Source organism: Agrobacterium sp. CFBP2214 (assembly GCF_030209895.1).
Taxonomy (GTDB): Bacteria; Pseudomonadota; Alphaproteobacteria; order Rhizobiales; family Rhizobiaceae; genus Agrobacterium; species Agrobacterium radiobacter.
On record NZ_JARVRC010000006.1, the window covers coordinates 623,754 to 645,692 of the forward strand.

The 21,939-nt window shown below is 59.9% G+C and carries 22 protein-coding genes; 6 read left to right on the top strand and 16 right to left on the bottom strand.

The genetic code is table 11. The annotated features are described in order from the left end of the window. Window positions 1-16: 16 nt before the first annotated feature. From QRN60_RS18525 to QRN60_RS18545, 5 genes are all read left to right on the top strand, one after another. On the top strand, window positions 17-721 hold the full coding sequence (locus QRN60_RS18525) for a YesL family protein (protein ID WP_129565234.1): 705 nt from the start codon (window positions 17-19) through the stop codon (window positions 719-721). Window positions 722-835: 114 nt separating this feature from the next. Beyond that, entirely contained in the window at window positions 836-2,050 is a 1,215-nt protein-coding gene (locus tag QRN60_RS18530) for an ABC transporter substrate-binding protein (protein ID WP_404977917.1), read from the top strand. A gap of 70 nt (window positions 2,051-2,120) precedes the next feature. Further along, the gene (locus tag QRN60_RS18535) at window positions 2,121-3,986 is read left to right on the top strand and encodes a DUF2264 domain-containing protein (RefSeq protein WP_129565232.1); all 1,866 of its coding nucleotides are present in this window, start codon (window positions 2,121-2,123) and stop codon (window positions 3,984-3,986) included. A gap of 5 nt (window positions 3,987-3,991) precedes the next feature. Beyond that, entirely contained in the window at window positions 3,992-5,659 is a 1,668-nt protein-coding gene (locus tag QRN60_RS18540; RefSeq protein WP_113083047.1) for an acyltransferase, read from the top strand. A 50-nt stretch (window positions 5,660-5,709) separates the two neighbouring features. Beyond that, the gene (locus tag QRN60_RS18545) at window positions 5,710-6,855 is read left to right on the top strand and encodes an alpha-hydroxy acid oxidase (RefSeq protein ID WP_003519654.1); all 1,146 of its coding nucleotides are present in this window, start codon (window positions 5,710-5,712) and stop codon (window positions 6,853-6,855) included. Window positions 6,856-6,895: 40 nt separating this feature from the next. On the opposite strand, the gene QRN60_RS18550 is transcribed toward QRN60_RS18545, so the two are convergent. Continuing rightward, entirely contained in the window at window positions 6,896-7,240 is a 345-nt protein-coding gene (locus QRN60_RS18550) for a hypothetical protein (protein WP_129565231.1), read from the bottom strand. Window positions 7,241-7,474: 234 nt separating this feature from the next. Between QRN60_RS18550 and QRN60_RS18555 the strand changes: the two genes are divergently transcribed. Continuing rightward, window positions 7,475-8,416 carry a bifunctional helix-turn-helix transcriptional regulator/GNAT family N-acetyltransferase gene (locus tag QRN60_RS18555; RefSeq protein WP_087746153.1) on the top strand — a complete coding sequence of 314 codons (942 nt, stop codon included), beginning with the start codon at window positions 7,475-7,477 and terminating at the stop codon, window positions 8,414-8,416. A 73-nt stretch (window positions 8,417-8,489) separates the two neighbouring features. Here the strand turns inward: QRN60_RS18555 and QRN60_RS18560 are convergent, their stop codons facing one another. The 15 genes from QRN60_RS18560 to QRN60_RS18630 all read right to left on the bottom strand — a co-directional run bounded on the left by QRN60_RS18560 (window position 8,490) and on the right by QRN60_RS18630 (window position 21,876). Further along, window positions 8,490-9,521 carry an L-idonate 5-dehydrogenase gene (locus tag QRN60_RS18560; protein WP_020810697.1) on the bottom strand — a complete coding sequence of 344 codons (1,032 nt, stop codon included), beginning with the start codon at window positions 9,519-9,521 and terminating at the stop codon, window positions 8,490-8,492. Window positions 9,522-9,584: 63 nt separating this feature from the next. Next, a complete protein-coding gene (locus tag QRN60_RS18565) occupies window positions 9,585-10,259 on the bottom strand; it encodes a 4-carboxy-4-hydroxy-2-oxoadipate aldolase/oxaloacetate decarboxylase (protein WP_003505993.1) in 675 nt (224 codons plus the stop codon). A gap of 94 nt (window positions 10,260-10,353) precedes the next feature. Continuing rightward, a complete protein-coding gene (locus tag QRN60_RS18570) occupies window positions 10,354-11,190 on the bottom strand; it encodes an ABC transporter substrate-binding protein (RefSeq protein WP_026363393.1) in 837 nt (278 codons plus the stop codon). Between the two features lie 33 nt (window positions 11,191-11,223). Next, window positions 11,224-11,988 (bottom strand): amino acid ABC transporter ATP-binding protein, encoded by a 765-nt coding sequence (locus tag QRN60_RS18575; RefSeq protein ID WP_003505989.1) that lies wholly within the window; start codon window positions 11,986-11,988, stop codon window positions 11,224-11,226. Then, the gene (locus tag QRN60_RS18580) at window positions 11,985-12,746 is read right to left on the bottom strand and encodes an amino acid ABC transporter permease (protein WP_111834231.1); all 762 of its coding nucleotides are present in this window, start codon (window positions 12,744-12,746) and stop codon (window positions 11,985-11,987) included. The genes QRN60_RS18575 and QRN60_RS18580 overlap by 4 nt, the downstream gene beginning before the upstream one ends. After that, complete coding sequence (locus tag QRN60_RS18585) at window positions 12,743-13,450, bottom strand: amino acid ABC transporter permease (protein WP_112346882.1); 708 nt, start codon at window positions 13,448-13,450, stop codon at window positions 12,743-12,745. The genes QRN60_RS18580 and QRN60_RS18585 overlap by 4 nt, the downstream gene beginning before the upstream one ends. Then, window positions 13,447-14,250, bottom strand: a complete 804-nt coding sequence (locus QRN60_RS18590) for an SDR family oxidoreductase (protein ID WP_003505984.1) — start codon at window positions 14,248-14,250, stop codon at window positions 13,447-13,449. The genes QRN60_RS18585 and QRN60_RS18590 overlap by 4 nt, the downstream gene beginning before the upstream one ends. Window positions 14,251-14,419: 169 nt before the next feature. Beyond that, a complete protein-coding gene (locus QRN60_RS18595; protein ID WP_129565230.1) occupies window positions 14,420-15,355 on the bottom strand; it encodes a 2-hydroxyacid dehydrogenase in 936 nt (311 codons plus the stop codon). A 9-nt stretch (window positions 15,356-15,364) separates the two neighbouring features. Continuing rightward, window positions 15,365-16,120 carry an SDR family oxidoreductase gene (locus tag QRN60_RS18600; protein ID WP_099086276.1) on the bottom strand — a complete coding sequence of 252 codons (756 nt, stop codon included), beginning with the start codon at window positions 16,118-16,120 and terminating at the stop codon, window positions 15,365-15,367. After that, window positions 16,117-17,103: a D-erythronate dehydrogenase gene (gene denD / locus QRN60_RS18605; RefSeq protein ID WP_129565229.1), complete on the bottom strand. Its 987-nt coding sequence runs from the start codon at window positions 17,101-17,103 to the stop codon at window positions 16,117-16,119. Before denD ends, QRN60_RS18600 begins: the two co-directional genes overlap by 4 nt. A gap of 43 nt (window positions 17,104-17,146) precedes the next feature. Then, window positions 17,147-18,658 carry a tripartite tricarboxylate transporter permease gene (locus QRN60_RS18610; RefSeq protein WP_129565228.1) on the bottom strand — a complete coding sequence of 504 codons (1,512 nt, stop codon included), beginning with the start codon at window positions 18,656-18,658 and terminating at the stop codon, window positions 17,147-17,149. Continuing rightward, complete coding sequence (locus tag QRN60_RS18615; RefSeq protein ID WP_080864691.1) at window positions 18,655-19,113, bottom strand: tripartite tricarboxylate transporter TctB family protein; 459 nt, start codon at window positions 19,111-19,113, stop codon at window positions 18,655-18,657. Before QRN60_RS18615 ends, QRN60_RS18610 begins: the two co-directional genes overlap by 4 nt. Before the next feature lie 72 nt (window positions 19,114-19,185). Next, complete coding sequence (locus tag QRN60_RS18620) at window positions 19,186-19,854, bottom strand: 4-carboxy-4-hydroxy-2-oxoadipate aldolase/oxaloacetate decarboxylase (RefSeq protein ID WP_003505971.1); 669 nt, start codon at window positions 19,852-19,854, stop codon at window positions 19,186-19,188. An 86-nt stretch (window positions 19,855-19,940) separates the two neighbouring features. Further along, window positions 19,941-20,894, bottom strand: coding sequence for a tripartite tricarboxylate transporter substrate binding protein (locus QRN60_RS18625; protein WP_003505969.1), 954 nt, complete (start codon window positions 20,892-20,894; stop codon window positions 19,941-19,943). Between the two features lie 94 nt (window positions 20,895-20,988). Then, window positions 20,989-21,876, bottom strand: coding sequence for a LysR family transcriptional regulator (locus tag QRN60_RS18630; protein ID WP_020810704.1), 888 nt, complete (start codon window positions 21,874-21,876; stop codon window positions 20,989-20,991). Window positions 21,877-21,939 lie beyond the last annotated feature (63 nt).

Genomic DNA, 21,939 nt, shown 5'->3' on the forward strand with positions numbered 1-21,939 from the left:
GGCCGGGAGAAACGCGATGCAATGGCTGGAAGGGTTATGGACGAAGGAAGGAGCCGGGATCGACAAAAACGCCCGACCGCTGACGGGCCTTGCGCTCTTCCTGGATATCCTCAAACGCGAATGGTGGGAGATGGTGAAGCTCAATCTCCTGTTCCTCATCGCCAGTCTGCCGGTGGTGACGATGCCGGCGGCGATGTTCGCCATGGCCCGCATCTGTGTTTCCTTTGCGGACGACAAAAATACCTATCTGCTGCGCGACTTTCTCGAAGCCCTGCCAAAATTCGCCCTGCGCGGCACCGCGCTTGTGGTCTTGAGCGCATTGCTGGTGAGCGCCGGTACTTATGCGACTGTCAGCTATGCCGGGGCCGCGCGGCTTCAGCTCGCTTACAGCCTGCCATTTGCGATCAGCCTTGCGGTAACTCTATTCCTCATCCTCCTCAGCGCCTATGCCAGTGTTGTTCTGGCCAGGCAGGACCTGCCGCTTTCGGAAACCCTGCGGCAGGCGGCACTTCTTGCACTCACGAAACCGTTGCCGATGCTGGCGGCGCTGGGTTTCGTCGCAGCGCTCTGGCTCGCACATATCCTCTTTTATCCGGTGTCCGTGTTCATGCCGGCCACCATCAATTTTTCGCTCGGCATGTTCGCCCTGTGCTTCGCGGCGAGAAACGCCGCCGCGAAAACGCGTGTGCGGATGCCCGAACCGGCGGGGAGCGGCGCTTAAGGCAGACCAAAATCAAAACGACATCAGTCAGGGAAGGAGAAACGGGCTATGGAGTTTACGACAACCAGACGTGCATTTGCTTTCGCAACCGCCGGTCTCGGCATTGCGATCGGCATGGGAGGAACCGCGCTTGCTGCGGGTGATGCACCCGTCACGCTTAAATGGGCGTTGTGGGATCTGGATAAGGGCGCTTATTTCAAGCCTTTGATGGAGGCCTACAAGCAGAAGCATCCGAATGTGACGTTCGAGGTGGTGGACCTCGGCTCGCAGGACTATACGCAGATGATATCCACGCAGCTGACCGGCGGCTCCAAGGATATCGACGTCGTCACCATCAAGGATGTGCCCGGCTACGCCAATCTGGTGCGCGCCGGCAACATCACCGATCTCAGTGGTTTCATCAAGGACCAGAAGATCGAGACGGCCCCCTATGGCGGCCTGATCGAGGAACTGACCATCGATGGCAAGATTTATGCTTTGCCGTTCCGCTCGGATTTCTGGGTGGTCTATTACAACAAGGATATTTTCGACAAGGCGGGCGTGCCTTACCCCACCAATGACATGAGCTGGGCGCAATTCGATGAAATCGCGGGCAAGCTGAAAGGCGGCATGGGCGCCAACCGCGTTTATGGCGCGCTGCTGCACACCTGGCGTTCGACGGTGCAACTGCCCGGCATTCAGGATGGCAAGCACACGCTGGTGGACGGCAATTATGAATTCCTGAAACCCTGGTATGAGCGGGCACTTGCCCTGCAAAAGAGCGGCGCGATACCGTCCTATGCCTCGCTGAAAACATCCAACACCCATTATTCCGCCCTGTTCTTCAACGGAACGATCGGCATGTTGCCGATGGGCACATGGTTCGTCGGAACCCAGATCGCCAAGGTGAAATCGGGCGAGTCGAAAAGCGTCAATTGGGGTATCGTGAAATTCCCCCACCCGGATGGCGTGGCGGCAGGCGCAACGGCCGCGCAGATCGCCGGACTGTCGGTGAATACCAATTCCGGCCACAAGGAAGCGGCGCTGGATTTTATTCAGTTCGTCACCGGGCCTGAGGGTGCGGCGATCATCGCCTCCACCGGCACTTTCCCCGCGCTCAGAACCGACGATGTGGCTCAGAAGATCGCAGCGCTGCCGGGCTTTCCGCAGGATCAGAACAGCAAGGACGCGCTGCAGGCGGGCAAGGCCTATCTGGAAATGGCGGTCAATCCGAATGCGGCCAAGATCGAGGTCGTTCTGAACCGCGTGCATGACGCGCTGATGACCGACAATATCTCCATCGATGACGGCATCAAGGACATGAATGACGGCGTCAAAGCCATCAAATAATTATCGCGGGGGCCGTGGGCGATAAGCCCGCGGCCCTTCCTTTGATCATGAATTCCGGACATTCATAACCGTGCCTCACGAGACCGCCACAGCCAATCCGCTCTTTCACAATCCGCTGCTCAGCAGGGACGATCTCGCAAAGGCGGTGATCGATCTCTTCAACCCGCTGCTTGCCTGTTTTTCGCCCGGCGGCGCGCGTGTACGGCTCGGTGCAACCGGGGCGATTTTCGATTTTCCTGCGGCGGAACTGGAGGGTTTTGCCCGGCCATTATGGGGCATCGTCCCGCTTGCCGCCGGTGGTTATGACTTTCCGCATTGGGATCTCTATCGGCGTGGACTGGCCAATGGCGCCAACCCGGCTCACCCCGAATATTGGGGCGATACCGCCGACCGTCATCAGCGGCTGGTCGAACTGGCGGCCATAGGATTTGCGCTCGCCATGGTTCCCGAGCATATCTGGGAGCCACTCGCCGAAACGGACAAACAGGCTGTCGCCGCCTATCTGCTGGCCGCCCGCGAGCGGGAATTCGTCGACAATAACTGGAAATTCTTCCGCGTCCTGATCGATCTCGGACTGGAAAAGGTGGGTGTGGAATTCGACCGCGCTAAGACCCAGACCTATCTCGATGAGCTCGAGGCTTTCGATATCGGCAATGGCTGGTATCGAGACGGGCCCGTGCGCCGGGTCGATCATTATATTCCCTTCGCCATGCATTTTTACGGTCTGATCTATACCGTGCTGGCGAAAGGGGACGACGCGCGAAAAACACGGTTGCTGGAACGCTCGCACATCTTCGCCCGCGACATGCGCCACTGGTTCGGGCCGGACGGAGCCTCGCTCGCCTTCGGGCGCAGCCAGACCTATCGTTTTGCTGCAGGCGGTTTCTGGGGCGCTCTCGCCTTTTCAGGTTTGGAAGCGCTGCCGTGGCCGGAGATAAAGGGCTACTACATGCGCCATATCCGCTGGTGGTCGAAGCGGCCTATCGCCGATCGCGATGGCGTCCTGTCAGTTGGATACGCCTATCCAAACCTTCTGATAAGCGAGAGCTATAATTCTCCCTGTTCGCCCTATTGGGCGCTTAAATTTTTCCTGCCGCTGGCGCTGCCCGCCGATCATCCCTTCTGGGCTGCGGAAGAAGCCGAACCGCAGGCGTTTAGCGAACCGGTTGCCTTACCGGAGCCGGGCATGGTGGCCTTTCATACACCCGGCAATATCGTGGTTCTATCCTCCGGACAGCAGCACGACAGGATGCGCGGCGCGCAGGAAAAATACTCGAAATTCGTCTATTCCACCCGTTATGCCTTCAATATCGAAGCGGATGACCGGCATTTTGCCGCCGCGAGTTTCGACGGCATGCTCGGCCTTTCCGACGATGGGGTGCACTTCCGCACCCGCGAGGCGATGGAAGAGGCGTTGATTGCCAAAGACTGCCTCTATTCCCGCTGGCGGCCATGGGCGGATGTCGAGATCGAGACCTGGCTCGTGCCGCAAAACCCCTGGCACATAAGGCTGCACCGCATCCGCACCCCACGCCCCTTGCAAACATCAGAAGGCGGATTTGCCATAGAGCGGGCCAATTTCAATAGCGACCGCACCGAGGCGGGCGAAGGTCGCGCCGTCTGTTACGGACAGACTGACACCAGCATCATCGCCGATCTTTCGGCCGGTATTCGGCGCGAAGGCCTATGCCATCAGGCAATCGCCAATACCAACCTTATCCACGCCAGAACCCTTGTTCCGCAATTGCGCGGCACCGTCGCCTCCGGCGAAACGCTGCTGGTGACGGCGGCCATGGCACTGCCGGTCGGCAAAGAGGCAGAGGCTGCATTGGCTGCCCTTCCCGATATTCCTGATCTTGCAGGGCTGGAAAAGATGTTCAAGCGGAAAGGACGGCGCGTTCCCGCCCATGCTCTCGATGAAAACCGCGCAGGCTGACGGAGATGACCGACGACACACCGGGTGTCTCCCAAAGGCCGGATCGGCTGAACATCCTGACCTGGGAGCGGAAGCAGGAGGATATCGACAGCCCCGACCATCAGGCGCGGCTGCGCGGCCTTGAGCGCTCCGCCAACGCCGTTTTCGGGCAGGGCGTTTACATTGCCGACAAGGCCGAGGTGCATACGGACAGGTTATTGATGGGTGCGCAGTCGTGGGTCGCCGGTTATGCAATCGTGCGCGGCAATATCGAACTGGGTGAAAATGTCTCGATCAATCCCTATGCCTGTCTTTCCGGCAAGGTGACGATCGGCAACGGCGTGCGTATCGCCTCACATGTCAGCATCGTCGGCTTCAACCATGGTTTCGACGACATTGAAACTCCGATCTATCGCCAACCGCTGACCTCGCTCGGGATAGAGATCGGTGACGACGTCTGGATCGGCGCCAATGCGGTTGTGCTTGATGGCGTGAAGATAGGACGCGGCGCTGTTATCGCCGCAGGCGCGGTGGTGGCGAAAGACATTCCCGCCATGGCAATTGCAGGCGGCGTTCCCGCCCGGGTTCTGCGATACCGCGGAGGAAAAGCGGCCGCACCGAAGCTGACGGAGCCCGATCACCTGCTGCAAAAACTCGGCCAGGAGATTGCCGGCGACTGGCTTGCCGCCATCCGCTCCTATGGCGCGGATGGCATCTATCGTTCCGCCGATGCATCCGGACATGAGGTCGAAAGCATCAGGCATCTGTGCGATGCCATAGAGATCGCGGCGGCCTTCGGACAGGAAGGTATCGCTTTCGACGCCGTAAAAACCGTGGCCAGCCTTCAGGCCCTGCAGGATCAGGAAACCGGACTGTTTTTCGCCGGTGACCACCGCCCCTCGACGCCTCCCGAGAAGGACCCTGCCGTCCTCTATAATATTCTGGCTGTCGGATATGCGCTTGAATGTTTCGGTGCTGCGCCGAAACAGCCGATCGCTTTCGTGGAGCGTCTGCGCGCCGACGAACTCGTCCTCCTGCTGGAAGAGTTGCCATGGCAAAGCCGGGCATGGCATTGCGGCGCCACCATAGATGCCATCGCCACCGCGCTTTATTTCAACAGGCGCTATTTCACATCCGGCGACAGCCTCACCGTTCTCTTCGGCTGGCTGGCGATGAATGTGGATAAAACCACCGGGCTTTGGGGTGAGCCGACTGCCGCACAGGGCCTGCTGCAACCGGTCAACGGCTTTTACCGGCTTACCCGCGGCTCTTACGCACAATTTGGCCTGCCCCTTCCCTATCCGGAAGCAGCAATTGACTCCGTTATCGCCAACTATCGCGCCTATGGCGGTTTCCATGGCGCGGATTTTAATGCCTGCAACCTGCTCGATACGATCCATCCGCTTCTTCTGTGCCTGCAACAGACGGATCACCGGCAGGACGAAGCAAAGGAGATCGCCCGCGAAATTCTGAGCCGAAATGAGGGGCGCTGGCAAAGAACCAAGGGCTTTGCCTTCGCAGAGGGGCACCCGGCCGGGCTGCAGGGCACGGAAATGTGGATGTCGGTTCTCTGGCTTTCAGCGAAGCTTCTCGCTGCAGAACAGCTCTTGCCGTTCCGACCTCGCGGCATCCATCGCTTTGAGCCTGCGGAAATCGTCCACGGCATGATTGCCCGCCCTAAATCTCCGGTATAGGTTTCCGACACTCTTTTGCAAGCTTTCAAACCGGACCGGTCGGGTAACAGATGCAACTCAAAGACTGCTATAATTTCCACGATTTTCGCCGCATGGCCAAACAGCGTCTTCCCGGACCGATCTTCAATTACATAGACGGTGCTGCCGATGACGAGGTGACGTATCGGAGAAACACGGCCGCCTTCGAAAAATGCGATCTCGTTCCCGATGTGCTGCGGGGCGTGGCAGATGTGGATATGTCGGTCACCGTCATGGGGCAGAAGCTCTCCATGCCGGTCTATTGTTCCCCGACGGCGCTGCAACGCCTTTTCCATCATCAAGGGGAACGGGCGGTTGCGGCAGCGGCAGGGAAATACGGCACGATGTTCGGCGTCTCTTCGCTCGGCACCACGAGCCTGGAAGAAGCGCGCCGGATCAGCGGCGGCCCGCAGGTCTATCAGTTCTATTTCCACAAGGACCGCGGCCTCAACCGCGATATGATGGCGCGCGCCAAGAGCGCCGGCGTTGAGACGATGATGCTGACCGTCGACAGCATCACGGGCGGCAACCGCGAGCGCGACAAGCGTACCGGCTTTGCCATTCCGTTCAAGCTCAATCTTTCCGGCATCGCGCAATTCGCCATCAAGCCGGCCTGGGGCATCAATTACCTGACACATGAGCGCTTCAGCCTGCCGCAGCTCGATGACCACATCAAAATGGACGGCGGCGCTCTTTCCATCAGCCGCTATTTCACCGACATGCTCGACCCTTCGATGAACTGGGACGATGTGGCGCAGATGGTGCGTGAATGGGGCGGGCCGTTCTGCCTTAAAGGCATCATGTCGGTGGATGACGCCAGACGCGCCGTGGAAATCGGCTGCAGCGGCATTGTGCTTTCCAATCACGGCGGGCGCCAGCTCGATGGCTCCCGCAGCGCCTTCGATCAACTGGCCGAGATCGTCGATGCGGTCGGCGACCGGATCGACGTGATGATGGATGGCGGCGTGCAGCGCGGCACCCATGTTCTGAAAGCACTGTCTCTCGGCGCGAAAGCCGTGGGGCTCGGCCGCTATTACCTTTTCCCCCTTGCCGCCGCCGGGCAACCGGGCGTGGAACGGGCGCTTGAGCTGATGCGTATCGAAATCGAGCGCGGCATGAAGCTGATGGGCTGCACCTCCGTCGATCAGCTTACACGCCGAAACCTTCGGTTCCGTTGAGCAGGCAGGACGGTTACAGAAGGACTTGAGCGGAGCGCGGTCACAATCGACCACTGAGACCGCATGCCATTTCAGCCGCGTTTCGTCGCTGCTCCTGAAGCGCCATGCCGATATTCCAGACGAGCGCCAGGCACACAAGTCCACAAAAACAGGCTGAAATCAGCGACCGATGGCGTTTGGCTCCGGAGAGAAACATCCAGCCGATAATTGCATAGACCGCAAGCGCCGGCACGGCGGCAATCAGAACGGATATGGGGCCATCGCAATCGACAGCCTTCATGCCGATGGCGCGATATTCGTTCGGAGTCGCCACCAGGCCGAGGACGGCCACGGGAAACATGGCGGCTAAAACCGCATAACGGAAAAATCGGGGCGTGTCGGGCATGCCTGCTCCATAGCCGGATAATCAACTGCCGCGAACGCGGCCGGGAAATTCCACCGTACGGTCTCAGCGACCATCCATCTTGCCGATGATATCGGTTTAGCCACCATTGTCGGCGACCGGGAGAGCAGATTGCCCGCTTTTGCTGAGAAAGCCAGCCTTTTACGTTGGCAGCAATCTTGGCAAGCGAAGCAGAATGTGATTATGGTTGCATGATGCAACCATAATGGATCAACCGTGTCCCAGCAACCTGTCCCCGTAAGCGATATCCGCTCCACCTCGCGCCGGCTCGTCCGCGAACTCGGCTTCATGGGCGGAGATTTTGCCGGCACCGATCTGCCGCCCTCCGCCGTGCATGCACTGATCGAGATCGAGACATGCCCCAACATCACGGCGCGGGATCTGGGAAAGCTGCTGCGGCTTGAAAAATCGAGTGTCAGCCGCATGCTGCGCAAGCTCGTGCTTTCCGGCGATGTTCGCGAAGAAACGGATGAGGAGGATAGCCGTATCAAGCGGTTGCGTCTGACGGGGAAAGGGCAGGAGAAGGTGGGCGCCATTCACGGCTTTGCGAACCGGCAGGTCTCTGACGCCCTGACGCAGCTTACGTCGGCGGATGCCCACACGATCCTCCAAGGGCTCCGTCTTTACGCCGATGCGCTGGGAGACCGGACCGATACCGTTGCTCCCTCCATAGAGATCCAGGAGGGGTACAGGCCGGGTATCATTGCCCGTATCACGCAGATGCATGCGCTTTATTACGCCCGGACATCCGGTTTCGGCCAGCGTTTCGAATCCGTCGTGGCCGAAGGCCTCGCGGCTTTCTGCAACCGGCTCGAAAGCCCGAAGAATGCGATCTGGGTCGCAATGCGTGGACAGGAGATCATCGGCTCCGTCGCTATCGATGGTGAAGATCTCGGAGCGGATATTGCGCATCTGCGCTGGTTCATCGTTGATGACGGCGTACGCGGTGGCGGTGTGGGACGCAGGCTGCTGGAGACTGCGTTGGCCTTCGTTGATGAAAGAGGGTTTGCCGAAACCCACCTCTGGACATTCAACGGCCTTTTGGCCGCGCGATACCTTTACGAAGCCCATGGTTTCGCATGTGTCGAGGAACATCCGGGCAGCCAATGGGGAAGCGAGGTGCTGGAACAGCGCTTCGTCCGGCCACGGCCCGAATGATCTTTCAACCGCGCGTAAACGGCCGCAATCGAAATCTTCCTGCGGCCGTTTCGAAATCAGGGAACGGCGCCCGTTAAAAGGCGAGTTGAACCTTCATCGACCTGCTTCTGTCACCCGCGGCCTCAAATGCCGCAACCGCTTCTTCCAATGGAAAGGTTCCGGTCAGCAGGGGCTTCAGGTCGACACGGCGCTGGTTGATGAAATCGACGGCAAGTCCGAATTCCTCATGGAACCGGAACGTGCCCTTCATCTCGATTTCCTTGGCAACCACCATATTCTGCGGAATGGACACATCGCCGCCGAGGCCAAGCTGAACCACGGTAGAGCGGGGTTTCAGCGCTTCGAGACCCGAACGGACGGCTCTTTCATTTCCGGACGCCTCGAACTGAACGTCGAAATAACCCTTGTTTGCCGAATAGGCGGAGAGCGCATCCGGGTCGCTCGCCACATTGATGACGCGGTCGGCGCCGATGGCGAGCGCCTTTTGCAGAACCGCATCCATGATGTCGGTCGCGACGATTTCCCGAGCCCCATGAGCACGGGCGGCAATGATCGCCAACGCACCGATCGGCCCACAGCCGGTGACCAGAACACGTTTGTCGGTCAATGCGCCGGCGCGGTTGACGCCGTGCAGCGTTACCGCGAAGGGTTCGGCCATGGCCGCTTCATGGATGGAGACGCCATCCCGCACCTTGTGGCACTGGTATGCTTCGGCGACGAGGCGTTGGCGGAATGCACCCTGAATATGCGGCATGGGCATGGCGGAGCCATAAAAGCGCATGTTCAGGCACTGGTTCTGCTGACCCTTCAGGCAGAATTCGCAATGGTTGCAGGGCCGGCTCGGCGATACGGCAACACGGTCGCCAACAGCCAGACCGGAAACCCCCTCTCCCAAAGCCTTGATGGTACCGGCCACCTCATGGCCAAGGATCATCGGCTCACGCACGCGCACGGTGCCGAAACCGCCGTGATTGTAATAATGCAGGTCGGAGCCGCAGATGCCGCCCGCCTCGATGGCGACCTCGACCTGTCCCGGGCCGGGCTGTTCGTCCGGCCGTTCCTCGATCCGCAGATCCTTCGCCGCGTGGATGACAACCGCTTTCATAGTCTCTCCTCCCATGAGGGTTCGGCATGGCGGCTAATGCCGCCAGGCCATTCCCCGGACTTCTCAGATATCGACCACGAGGCCCTTGGCTTTCAGCACAGCCTCGAGCTTGCTGACCTCGATCACCGACTTGCCCTGCTTGTAGGCTTCGATGTAACCGGCCTCGGCATCTTCGCGGGCCTGCGAAAGCTTGGCCGCTTCCTGCGCTTCATCGCGTCTGACAACGACGAGACCATCGGCATCACCGACGATAATATCGCCCGGATTGATGATCTCACCGCCGACGATCACCTGATCATTGACCGCGGCAATGGTCTCCTTAACCGTGCCCTTGATGCAGACGCTGAGCGAGAAGACCGGGAAACCGAGGTCTCGCAGCTGCAGCGTGTCGCGCACGCCGGTATCGGTCACCAGGCCGCCAATACCCTTTGCGAGGCAGGCATTGGCGAGAACGTCGCCGAACGAACCGGCTTCTTCATATTCGCCGGCGGAAACGACGATGATGTCGCCCGGCTTGGCATAGTTGATGGCAAGCTGCAGCATGATGTTGTCGCGCGGCGCACATTTGACCGTGAAGGCCGGACCGCAGAGCTTCATGCGATAATCGACCGGCTTCAGCCGGGATGACAATGCGCCGCGACGTCCCTGCGCCTCATGAATCGTGGCGGGAGAGAATTTGGCTAGGGCTTCGACATCCGCCTTGGCCGGACGCTGCGCGATATCTTTAATGTGGATCATGAAAACCTCCCACGTTGAAACCGTCGGCGAGAACGTCTCGCCGACCGATGATGGTGTTGAATGGATGGAATGATGGCCGAGGCTGAGCCGAAGCTCAGGGGATCGGATCGAACTTCAATTCGGAAAGAGGCACGACCTTGTCGGTGCGCGTCATCTTGTATTCGGTGTTCGGGCCGAGCCACTTGTCCCAGATACGGTTGATCTCGCCATCCGCATCGAGCTTGCGGAGAATCTCGTTGATCTTGGCCGTCAGCGCCGGATTGTCCTTGGCCATGCCAATGCCGATCGGCTGGAAGAGCATCGGCTCTTCGATCATGCGCATCTGCTTGCCCTTGGTCTTGGATTCGTTGACGAACTTGGTCATCGTCATGGTGTTGCCAACGATGCCGCGCGCCTTGCCCTGCTGCACGGCGAGATAGGCGGACGCCGTATCCTGGAACGTCAGCGGCTCGGACTTGTTGAGCTTGACGGAGAGTTCCGACGTCGAGCCCTTGCTGGAAGCGATGCGCTGGCCGACGAAATCGGACTTCTTGGTGCCGGGGTCGTCGACCGGAACGATCAGCATTTCCTTAGCCAGATAATAGGGATCGCTGAACTGGATCTGTTCCGCGCGGCTCTGGGTATAGGCAAGGTTCGCCACCGAGAGATCGACGCGGCCGAGCTTGACTTCTGGAACGCGCGCTTCGACCGACACCGGCTTGATCTCGGCCTTGACGCCCAGTTCCTTAGCGATAGCGCCGCACAAATCGACGTCGAAGCCTGCCATTTCACGCGTCTTCGGGTCCGGCGAGGCGAAAGGCGGGACGTCGGCGAATGTCGCGCAACGCAGCGTCTTGTTTGCAATGATCGTATCGAGTTGATCCGCCTTGGCCGGAATGACCGCAGCCGAGGTCGCCAATATGGCGGTAAGAGTAATGCACTTCCAGTTCATTTCAGTTCTCCCTGTTATTATAGAGGTTGGGTCCTAGTGTCTCAGATCGGCAAGAAACCGCTGGGCACGCGGATGTTGCGGATTTTTGAAAAACTCGTCCGGTTTCGCGGTTTCGAGAATGCGCCCGGCATCGATGAACCAGATGCGGTCGGCCACTTCACGGGCAAAGCCCATTTCATGGGTGACGCAGAGCATGGTCATGCCTTCGGCAGCGAGGCTCTTCATGACGGCGAGCACCTCACCGACCATTTCCGGATCGAGCGCTGAGGTCGGCTCGTCGAACAGCATGACCGGCGGCTCCATGGCGAGCGCCCGCGCAATGGCGACGCGCTGCTGCTGGCCGCCGGAAAGCTGGGCGGGATAGGAACCGGCCTTGTCGGCAAGGCCGACGCGATCGAGAAGCTTCAGCGCCTTTTCATGCGCAACCGCCGGGGAAACACCCTTCACCCGGATCGGCGACATGGAGACATTTTCCACCACCGAAAGATGCGGGAAGAGGTTGAAGCTCTGGAAGACGAAGCCCACCCGGCTGCGCAGCGCATTCAGCTCCTTGGCGCGCATCTGGGCATGGATGTTCCTGCCATCCAGCATGATCGAGCCGCTGCTGATCTCCTCCAGACGGTTGATCGTGCGGATAAGGGTGGACTTGCCGGAACCCGACGGCCCACAGATGACCACGACCTCGCCACGGGTGACGTTTTCGTTGACATCCTTGAGCACCTGATAATCGCCATAGCTTTTGCAGACCTGCGAAAGCGTGATGGTGTAGTCCTGAGTGGCGGAAACTGGCGCGGTCATAGCTGCTCCGTAACGATATTGGCGGGGGCCGGTGCGGTGTCAACGGCAAGCTTGCCGCGCGGGCCGGCGCGCCGGCGGGCGATGCGGCGCTCGAGAAGATTGGCGACTTGGGTGAGCGACCAGCAGATGATGTAATAGACCAGCGCCAGAATGAGGAAGACCTGGAAGGGCTGGGTCAGGAGCTGGTTGTTCACCTGGTTCGCCGCAAAGGTCAGGTCAGGCACATTGATGACGTAGCCGAGGGTCGTGTCCTTGATGGTGGATACGAAGGTCGATATCAGGCTCGGAATCATGTTGTAGAGCGCCTGCGGCAGGATGATGTAACGCATCGCGCTGAAATAGCCGTGGCCGAGCGCCCGCGCCGCATCCATCTGCCCCGTGCCCAGCGATACGATGCCGGCGCGCACGACTTCGCTCATGAAAGCGCCCTGATAGATGACGAGCGTGGTCAGCATGGTGACAAAGCTCGGCACGTCGGCGCCGGTCCAGAGCGGAACGAGAAAATAGCTCCAGAGAATGAGCATCAGCAGCGGCACGCCGCGGGTGAAATAGACCAAGGCGGTGACCGGCCAGCGCAGGAGCCGCCATTTCGACAGCCGCGCCAGCGCCATCAGGATGCTGACGGGAAAGGCGAGCGCGATGCTGAGCGCCGACAGGATAAGCGTGTTGGCAAGCCCGCCGAGCGGCCCGTTGGGATATTGGCCGATGAGGAGCAGCAGCCAGTAATCCTGGATGATTGCGATCATGTCGTGGATCATGCCCGTGCCCTCCGGAGAGGATCGGCTCGCATGGAGATATAGGCTCCAAGACCCATGATCAGCAGCGAGAAGAACAGATAAAGCACGGTGGCGGCCAGATAGACCTCAAACGTCCGGAAACTCAGATTCTCAACTTCCTTGACGGCATGTGTCAGTTCCGGTGCACCGATCAGAACGCCGAGACTGCTGTTCTTGAAGAGGGACGTGCTGTGATTGATCAGCGGCGGCAGCGCATTGCGAACGCCCTGCGGCATGATGACGAAACGCATGGCCGAGACATAGCTATGCCCGAGCGCACGTGCGGCCTCCATCTGGCCGGGATTGATCGAACGAACGCCGGAGCGCAGATCCTCGCTGAAATATGCAGCCTGACAAAGACCGAGACCGATAATGGCGAAGATCGCTTCGGCATTATGGCTCGAAAGCCAGCTGGCCAGTCCGCTCGGCAGCAGCGTGAACACGCCGAAATACCACAGCATCAGCTGCACCAGCGTCGGCACGTTGCGGTGATAGGACACATAGGCCGCCACCAGCGGATCACCGAAGCGGAAAGGCGACAGGCGGATGGCAAGCAGCACGATGGCGAGCGACATGGCAAGCAGCCATGAGCCGGCATAGATGATGAACGTCATCTGGATGCCATGCAAAAACATCGAGACGTAGTCCGCATTGTTCAGAATTGCCCAGAGGTCAAAACCGCTCACGCGACTCTTCCTCCGGCTCCACCCGCCGCAGCCTTATTTTCAGTTGGTCGATTTTCAACCGTTTGGGGCTTGGCCGTCTGCAGACCGCCCATGACCTGAAGCGTCGGGGTAATTTCCATGTGGCCAATATTCATGGCCACGGGCGCAGCGATGGCAAACGCGATCGCATCGGCGATATCGGAGGCCTGCGGCAGCTCGAAACCATCGATGAAACGTTCGCGAATGCTCGGATCATCGCCATGAACATGGTTGAAGATGTCGGTTGCGACGCGGCCAGGGCAGATTTCCGTCACCCGCACGCGTTTACCGAAAGCATCGATGCGCAGCTGGTTGGACAGCATCGCCACGCCTGCCTTGCTGGCGTGATAGGTGGAATTGCCACCGAAATTATAATTGCCGGCAATCGAGGAGATGTTGATGACATGGCCGCGATCGCGCGCCACCATGCCCGGCACCACCATGCGGCAGAGATGCAGCACGGCGCGCAGGTTGACGTCGATCAGGAGATCGATATCACTCTCATCCGCTTCCAGAAATTTCTTCGGGCGGTCGACACCGGCATTGTTCACGAGAACATCGAACGCCACCTCACTGGTGAGCTTCGCGAGCGCCGCCCGGTCTGTCACATCTATGGCATGTGCGAAACAGCCCGTGCGCTTCGCCAGCTGGTTGAGGGCGTCCACACTTCTGGCAACCGCATGCACTTCCAGCCCTTCACGGCAAAGTCGCTCGACGACAGCGGCGCCAATTCCGGAAGATGCGCCGGTTACGAGTGCGGTCTTGTAGTCTGAGAATGGCATGTTTGTCCCCTATCGTTGAGCAAACAGTAGTGAAGCTTTCGTCGCTTGCCTAAGACCGATTTTTTTTGGAGTAATAAGCAACTTGTATGGATGGCGAATGCGCCAAATTCGGCGATGCGGCAACCCGGCCGATGGGGCGTACGTTGCCGATGCCAGCCACCAGCACATTCTAGACCACTGCGGTCGGCAGGTCCCGTCCCGCGAAATGTGCATCCAGATTGGCGAGAACCAGAGCGCCCATCTCAAGCCGCGTCTCATGCGTCGCAGCGCCGATATGCGGAGCGAGAACGACATTGCGCATGCCGATCAGCGCCTCGGGAACATGCGGTTCGTTCTCGAAGACATCGAGCGCTGCACCCTTCAGCCCGCCTGCCACAAGAACATCAACCAGCGCCTTTTCATCCACCAGAGACCCTCTGGCGACGTTGACGAGAACACCGTCCGGTCCCAGCGCCTCCAGCACCTCGCGGTTGATCGCGTGTTTTGTCTCCGGCGTTGCCGCCGCCGCGACAATCAGGACGTCGCAGTCCCTCGCGAGCGACATGGCCGTCGAATGATACTCATAGGCCACGTCCTGTTTCTGCCGGCTGAAATAGGAAATCTCCGCATTGAAAGCTTCCAGCCGCACCGCAATGGCGCGGCCTATGCGGCCAAGCCCGTAAATGCCGTAACGCCGCCGCGAGGCCTTGTTACCCAGCGGCATTTCGCCTCTTTTCCACTCCCCGGAGCGGACATGATGATCGGCGCGCACAAGCTGGCGCAGCAGCATGACAGAGAGACCGATGGCAAGATCGGCCACATCCTCCGTCAGCACGTCAGGCGTGTTCGTCACCCTGAAACCGCGCGCGCGGGCCTGGTCGAGATCGACCTTGTCGAAGCCGACGCCATTGATGGCAACGATTTCGAGAGCGGGCAGACAGGCGGCAAGCTCAAGGGTGAGGCCGATATGGCCGCCGGTGACGACAGCCTTTATCGACGCTGCCTCCGCCTGGAGAAACGCCTGCTTGTCGGATATTTCGTGCCAGCGATAGACCCTGAAGCGCTTTTGCAGTTCGGCTTCGATCTGCGGCTGAAGCGGATAGGTTTGCAGAAGATCGGGCTTCATGCGCGCTCCTTACCCGCGACCGACGAAAGGCATGCCGCTCGCCATCACCGTCATGGTCAGCACGTTCGCCTCGAGCGGCAGCGAGGCCATATGCACCACGGCCTTGGCAACGATGCCCGCATCGATGGTCGGTTCGATGGCGGTGCTGCCATCCGCCTGCAGCACGCCGGTTGCCATGGCACGCGTCATTTCGGTGCTGGCATTGCCGATATCGATCTGTCCGCAGGCAATGTTGAACCGCCGGCCATCCAGCGCGGCGGATTTTGTAAGTCCGGTGATCGCATGTTTGGTCGCAGTATATGGCGCAGACCGCGGCCGCGGCGTGGTGGCGGAAATCGAGCCATTATTGATGATGCGGCCACCCTGCGGCGACTGCGCCTTCATCTGGCGAAACGCCGCCTGGGTGCAGAGAAAAGCCCCTGTGAGGTTAGCCCCGACCACGGCATTCCAGGTTTCGAACGGCACATCTTCGATATGCACCGCCGGTGCGGACATGCCGGCATTATTGACCAGAAGATCGAGGCGACCGAAACGCCCGATGATTTCCGCAAACAGCCGCTCGACATCGGCCGGAGCGGAAATATCAGCCGCGACGGCCAGAACACAGTCTTTATGTTCGCTCCATTCGGCGGCGGCAGTGTCGAGAACCTCCCGCCGCCGGCCCGTTATCGCGACCTTGTAACCATCTTCCAGGAGCGCTTTGGCAATCGCCTTGCCGACCCCTGTTCCTCCACCCGTGACGAGCGCGATCTTTCCATCACTCATGCTGCTTTCCCCTCCAGCTCATCTTCCACATGCGCCTGAATGATTTCGGCGAAGGAGGCTTCCGCCCTGAAGCCGAGCGACAGCGCTAGTTGCGGATCGTAATCCTCGGCCCAGCCGTCGACGATCCGGATGATCCGCTCGTCGGGAACGCGCTTGATAAGCGCTACAGCCTTTTGCCCGGCAAAGGCGCGCAGCGCCTCGATTTCATCTTCGACCGTGGCCGAAAGCCCCGGCATGATGAGATTGCGGCGAACGCCAAGCCCGGAGAGATCCACCGTCGCGGCGCGCAGCAGGAAGGCAACCGCCGAGCGCGGGCTGGCGAACCAGTGGCGGACGGTGTCGGCAACGGGCAGCACCGCTTCCTGACCCACCAGCGGTTCGCGCAGGATATTGGAGAAGAAGCCGGAGGCGGCCGCATTCGGTTTGCCGGGGCGGATGCAGATGGTGGGCAGACGGATGCTGACGCCATCAAAGAAACCGCGGCGACTATAGTCCGAAAGCAACAGCTCCACGATCGCCTTCTGCGTGCCATAGCTCGTCAACGGCGCCGTCAGGAACTCGTCGCCGATCACCTTCGGGAATGGCGAGCCGAACACGGCAAGCGATGAGCAGAAGACCACGCGCGGCCGATATCCGTCCTTCTGATGCTCCAGACGAATGGCTTCGAACAATGAGCGCCCGCCATCGAGATTGATGCGATAGCCTTTCTCGAAATCCGCTTCCGCCTCGCCCGAAACCACAGCGGCGAGGTTGAAGATAACATCCGGCCGTTTTGCGACCAGCTTTTCGGCCACGCCGGCATTCGACAGATCACTGCGCTCGATGGTCAGTGCACCGCCGAAGCCTTTCGGCGCGGCCGGTTCGAAAACATCCGTCAGCGTCATTTCGGTAATCTTCGCACCATCAAGCGTTCTGTCGGAAGCAAGGCGTTGCGTCAATTTGCGGCCGATCATTCCGGCCGCGCCGATTATCAGAATATGCATTATTTCACCTTTGCTTGGCCGGCGGCACCGGCTCGATTGATTGTCAGTCGTCATCACCCTGAAACACCACCTCGCGGCGGCGCATGATCGCCGGCATCGCCATCATGATGACGACCATGCCGGACAAAGCGAGCAGCGTGGCGCTGATCGGATGGGTGACGAATGTTGAGAAACTGCCCTGCGAAATCAGCAGCCCGAGGCGCATGTTCTGTTCCAGAAGCGGACCGAGAACGAAGCCCAAAACCAGAGGCGCCGGCTCGCAGCCGATCTTGCGCAGCAAGAAGCCGACGATGCCGAAGACCGCGCAGAACAGAACGTCCACAACGCTGTAGGAAAGCCCATAGGCCCCGATGGCGCAAAACATCAAAATGGCGGGGCACAAGAAGCGGTATGGAATGCCGAGAAGCCGAACCCAGATGCCGATCAGCGGCAGGTTCAGTACCAGGAGCAGCAGATTGCCCACCCACATGCTGGCGATCAGCCCCCAGAAGAGATCGGGCCGCGACTGCATGACCTCCGGTCCCGGGGTGATGCCCTGGATCATCATCGCCCCGACCATCAGCGCCATCAGGCCGTTGGCGGGAATGCCAAGCGTCAGAAGCGGGATGAAGGAGGTCTGCGCGCCAGCATTATTGGCGCTTTCCGGCCCCGCCAGCCCTTCGATCGCACCCTTGCCGAACCGGGATGGATCCTTGGCGATCTTGCGCTCCAGCGCGTAGCTGGCGAAAGAACTCATGATCGCACCGCCGCCGGGCAGTACGCCGAGGAAGGAGCCGAGCGCCGTGCCGCGCAGGACGGCCGGAAATGCCTGTTTGAAATCCTGCCGGGTCGGCATCAGCGATCCGGTCTTTGTTGTTCCTGCATCACGCTCCACACCTTGCTGCAGGTTAAAAAGGATTTCGCTGACACCGAGCAGCCCGATGGCCAGCACGACGAAATCGATGCCGTCGAACAGTTCCGCCATGCCGAAGGTGAAACGCTGCTCACCCGATGTCGGATCGATGCCGACGAGGCTCAGTGCAATGCCGAAGGCGACCATGCCGATCGCCTTGACCGGCGATCCGCTGGACAGGAACACGGCAAACAGAAGCCCGAAGATCACCAGACTGAAATAGTCAGCCGGCCCGAAGGCAAGCGCAATGGCGGAGAGTGGCTTTGCGACCACGACGATCAGAATGGTCGCCACCGTGCCGGCAAAAAACGACCCGAGCGCCGCAGTGGCCAGCGCCACCCCCGCCCTGCCCTGCCGGGCCATGGCATAACCATCGATGCAGGTGACGACGGATGAGGATTCGCCCGGCAGATTGACGAGGATCGCCGTAGTCGAACCGCCATATTGTGCACCATAGAAAATGCCCGCAAGCATGATCAACGCCGCCGTGTCCGGCATCGTATAGGTGATGGGCAAAAGCAGCGCGACGGTCGCGGAAGGGCCGATGCCCGGCAGGATGCCGATCATCGTGCCGAGTGTGACACCCAGCAGGCAATAGAAAAGGTTGACCGGCGTGACAGCAACACCGAAACCGAGGGCGATATTGGCAAGAAGATCGGTCATGGCAGCAGGGGTATCCTCTGTCCGAGGCCGACGACGAAAATGAGGATGCAGGCGAGGATGAGCACCGCGGAAAGCAGCAGCACCTCAACCGGCCGGATTCTGCCATAGGCGATGCAGGCGAGCAGGATCAGCACAAAAGCGGCAGCGATGAAGCCCAATGGCTCGATCAGCAGCGCAAAAGCGGCAATGCCGGCCACTGCCAGAAACGGACGCATCTTCGGAGCCGCCCAGGCTTCGGACGGTGTCTTTCCCAACAGATCCTGCAAGAGCAGTGCGATACCGAGCGCGAACATCAATGCCGCGATGACCGTTGGCATGTAGCCCGGCCCGGGCTGGAAATTGGTGCCCATGCTCAGCGGCCGCGCGCCGTAATAAAGCCCGGCGGCGGCCACCAGAAAGAAGACCCCGGACAGAATATTCGCCGTCAGTTTCGAGCTATTTTTGTGTTCGGCCATGTTTTCTCCCCTCCTCATTGAGGAATACGCCGTGTCTCCCGACACGGCGTATCCAAATATCGAATATCCGGCTCAATCCGCCCAGACGCACCCCTTCGAGCGCATCATGTCGTAACGATCCTCGATATCCATCTTGCCCTGACGGTGCAGTTCCATCATGTGGTTCTCGTGGTCGTCGCGCTCCTGGCAGGCCTTGACGAGTTTCGCGATATCCTTCTCACGCACGACGACAACGCCGTCATCGTCGCCGCAGACGATATCGCCGGGGCTGATCAGTTCACCGCCCACCACGACCGGATGGTTGATGGTGCCGAGCGTGTCCTTGGACGTGCCCTTCATGCAAAGCCCGAGCGAGAAAACCGGAAAACCGATTTCGCGCAGCCCCTTGCCGTCACGCACCGCGGCGCTGACCACGAAGCCGACAATGCCCTTGCCGATACAGGCGGCGGCCAGCACATCGCCAAAGCCGCCCTGATTTGGATTGTCACCGCCATCGATGACCAGCACGTCGCCGGGCTTTGCGAGATTAATGGCTTCGAAAATCATCAGATTATCGCCGATATGGCATTTTGCCGTGATTGCCGGGCCGCAGATTTTCAGGCCGGGCTTGATCGGCTTGATGCGATAATCGAGAGCGCCAAGCTTGCCCTGCGCCTCGTGAATGGTTGCGGGGCTGAATTTGCTGATCGCCTCAATATCAGCCCTTGAGGGGCGCTGGAAATTGCGGATGACATGGGCCATTGGCCGGATTCCTTTCAACAGTGGGTCATGCCCGGGCCACGCACAGGCCCAAGCGTCATTTCGGTTAGTGGTGAGAGAAGCGCCACTTATTTCGTCCAGGGCTTGCTTTTCCAGAGCTCGGCCAGATTGGCGTTGCCCTTCTTGAGTGCCTCGGCAAATTCCGCCTGGGTCAGCGGCAGCATGGTCAGTTCGCGCTTTTTGGCCTCGGCAAGATAATCCGGGTCCTTCAGCGCCTTCTGGAATGCATCGACCAGCTTGGCCTCGACATCCGCCGGCAGGCCTTTCGGTGCACCAAAACCTGCAAGAAGGCTGAACTGAACGTCGTAACCGGCTTCCTTGAAGGTCGGCACATCTGGCGAGAGCGGCGAACGCTCAGTGCCTGATGTCGCCAGAACACGAAGTGCACCCGAACGATTGTCTGCAAAAACCTCGTTCAAGTTCATGAAACCGAGTGTGACGTGGTTACCGAGCATGGCGAGCCGTGCCGGTCCGCCCCCATTAAAGGGGACGAAATTGAGCTTCACGCCCGCCGCTTCCTCGAACAGCAGGGCGGTGATCTGGCTTGGATGACCGATACCCGTCACGCCAACGACGACCGGGTTCGCCTTGGCCGCTTCAACGAATTCCTTGGCTGTCTTGATCGGCGATACCTTGTTGACCGTCAACGCCAGATCGCCGCCGATCTGGTTGGCGAGCGGCGTGAAGGCGTCCTGCTTATAGCTGGCATTGCCCTGCACGATCGGCGAATACATGGAGGGGAAATTCAACGCCCCGATCGTGTATCCGTCAGGTTTCGCATTGGCGATATAGGTCGCGCCGATCAGCCCGCCAGCACCTTCGCGGTTTTCCACCACGACCGATGTGCCGAGATATTTTTCGAGATAGGGCACCAGCGCCCGCGACTGTATATCGGTGCCGCCGCCGGCCGGATAACCGATGACGAGCGTCACCGGCCGCTCCGGATATTCCGCCGCCGCCCCTCCGGCAGCCAGAACTCCCGCAGCCGCCAACATGCCGAACAGAGATGTCTTCAAACGCATATCTTTTCCTCCCCGATATACTTTCACCGGGGAGGCTAGGAAGAAGCCATCAACAATACAAATACCGAGTTTTCAACTTACCCATACAAATCGTTTATGGGTTGAATGCCGACTCGCGTCTTGCGACGGCCCGCAACAGGTCTCGGAACAGCCTGAACGTCCGCTCGTCCACCTCCCTGTTCCTCAGCAAATGGATGGAGCGATAAATGACGGGATCGGTAATATGAGCGGCCTGAAGCTGACCGGCCTCCTGTTCCTGCTGCACCGAATTCCATGACAGAATCGTCGCGCCAATACCGGCGCTGACGGCGCGTTTGATTGTATCCTGCCCGTCGATCTCCATGGTCACGTTCAGCGTGATGCCGGCGCGGGCGGCGGCCTCGTCGATCGATACGCGCAGCGGGTTGTCCTTCGGCGGCAGGATAAGGTTGAGCCCCGCCACAGCCTCGAGCGGCATCGACCGACCGATGGGTCGGGAAGACACCGCAAAAAGGCTCTCCTTGATGATAAGATCATCGGCCTTGTCCTCCGCGCCGACCAGCGCGACAGCCATATCCACCTTGCCGAGACGAATGAGGCGCAGAGATTCGTCATTGCGCGCCTCTATCAGCCGCAGCGAAACCTTTGGCATAGAAGCGGCAACCTCACTGATGATGTTCGGTGCAAAGGCCGTGGCCCAGGAAGGAATAAGGCTCAGCCGGATCACCCGCTCATCCAGATAGGCCATGGCCCGGATTTCCGCCTCCGCCTGCCGGACCTTCTCGGTAATCTCCCGGGCATGAATAAGGAGTATTTCACCCTTCTCCGTCGCCTTCACGCCGCGCGCCAGCCTGTGCAGCACGGGGAAACCCACCAGCCGCTCCAGTTCCGTGATGTGGTGACTGAGCGCCGGCTGGGCGATCCCCAATTGCCGCGCCGCCGCCGACATGGAGCCGCAATCAGCAATCGCGACCAGATATCGCAGCCTGCGCAAATCCAACATGTCGGCTTAAACCTCCCACCGGTTCGAGATGCGATCATGACACCAAATCGCCGCCGGAGCCTA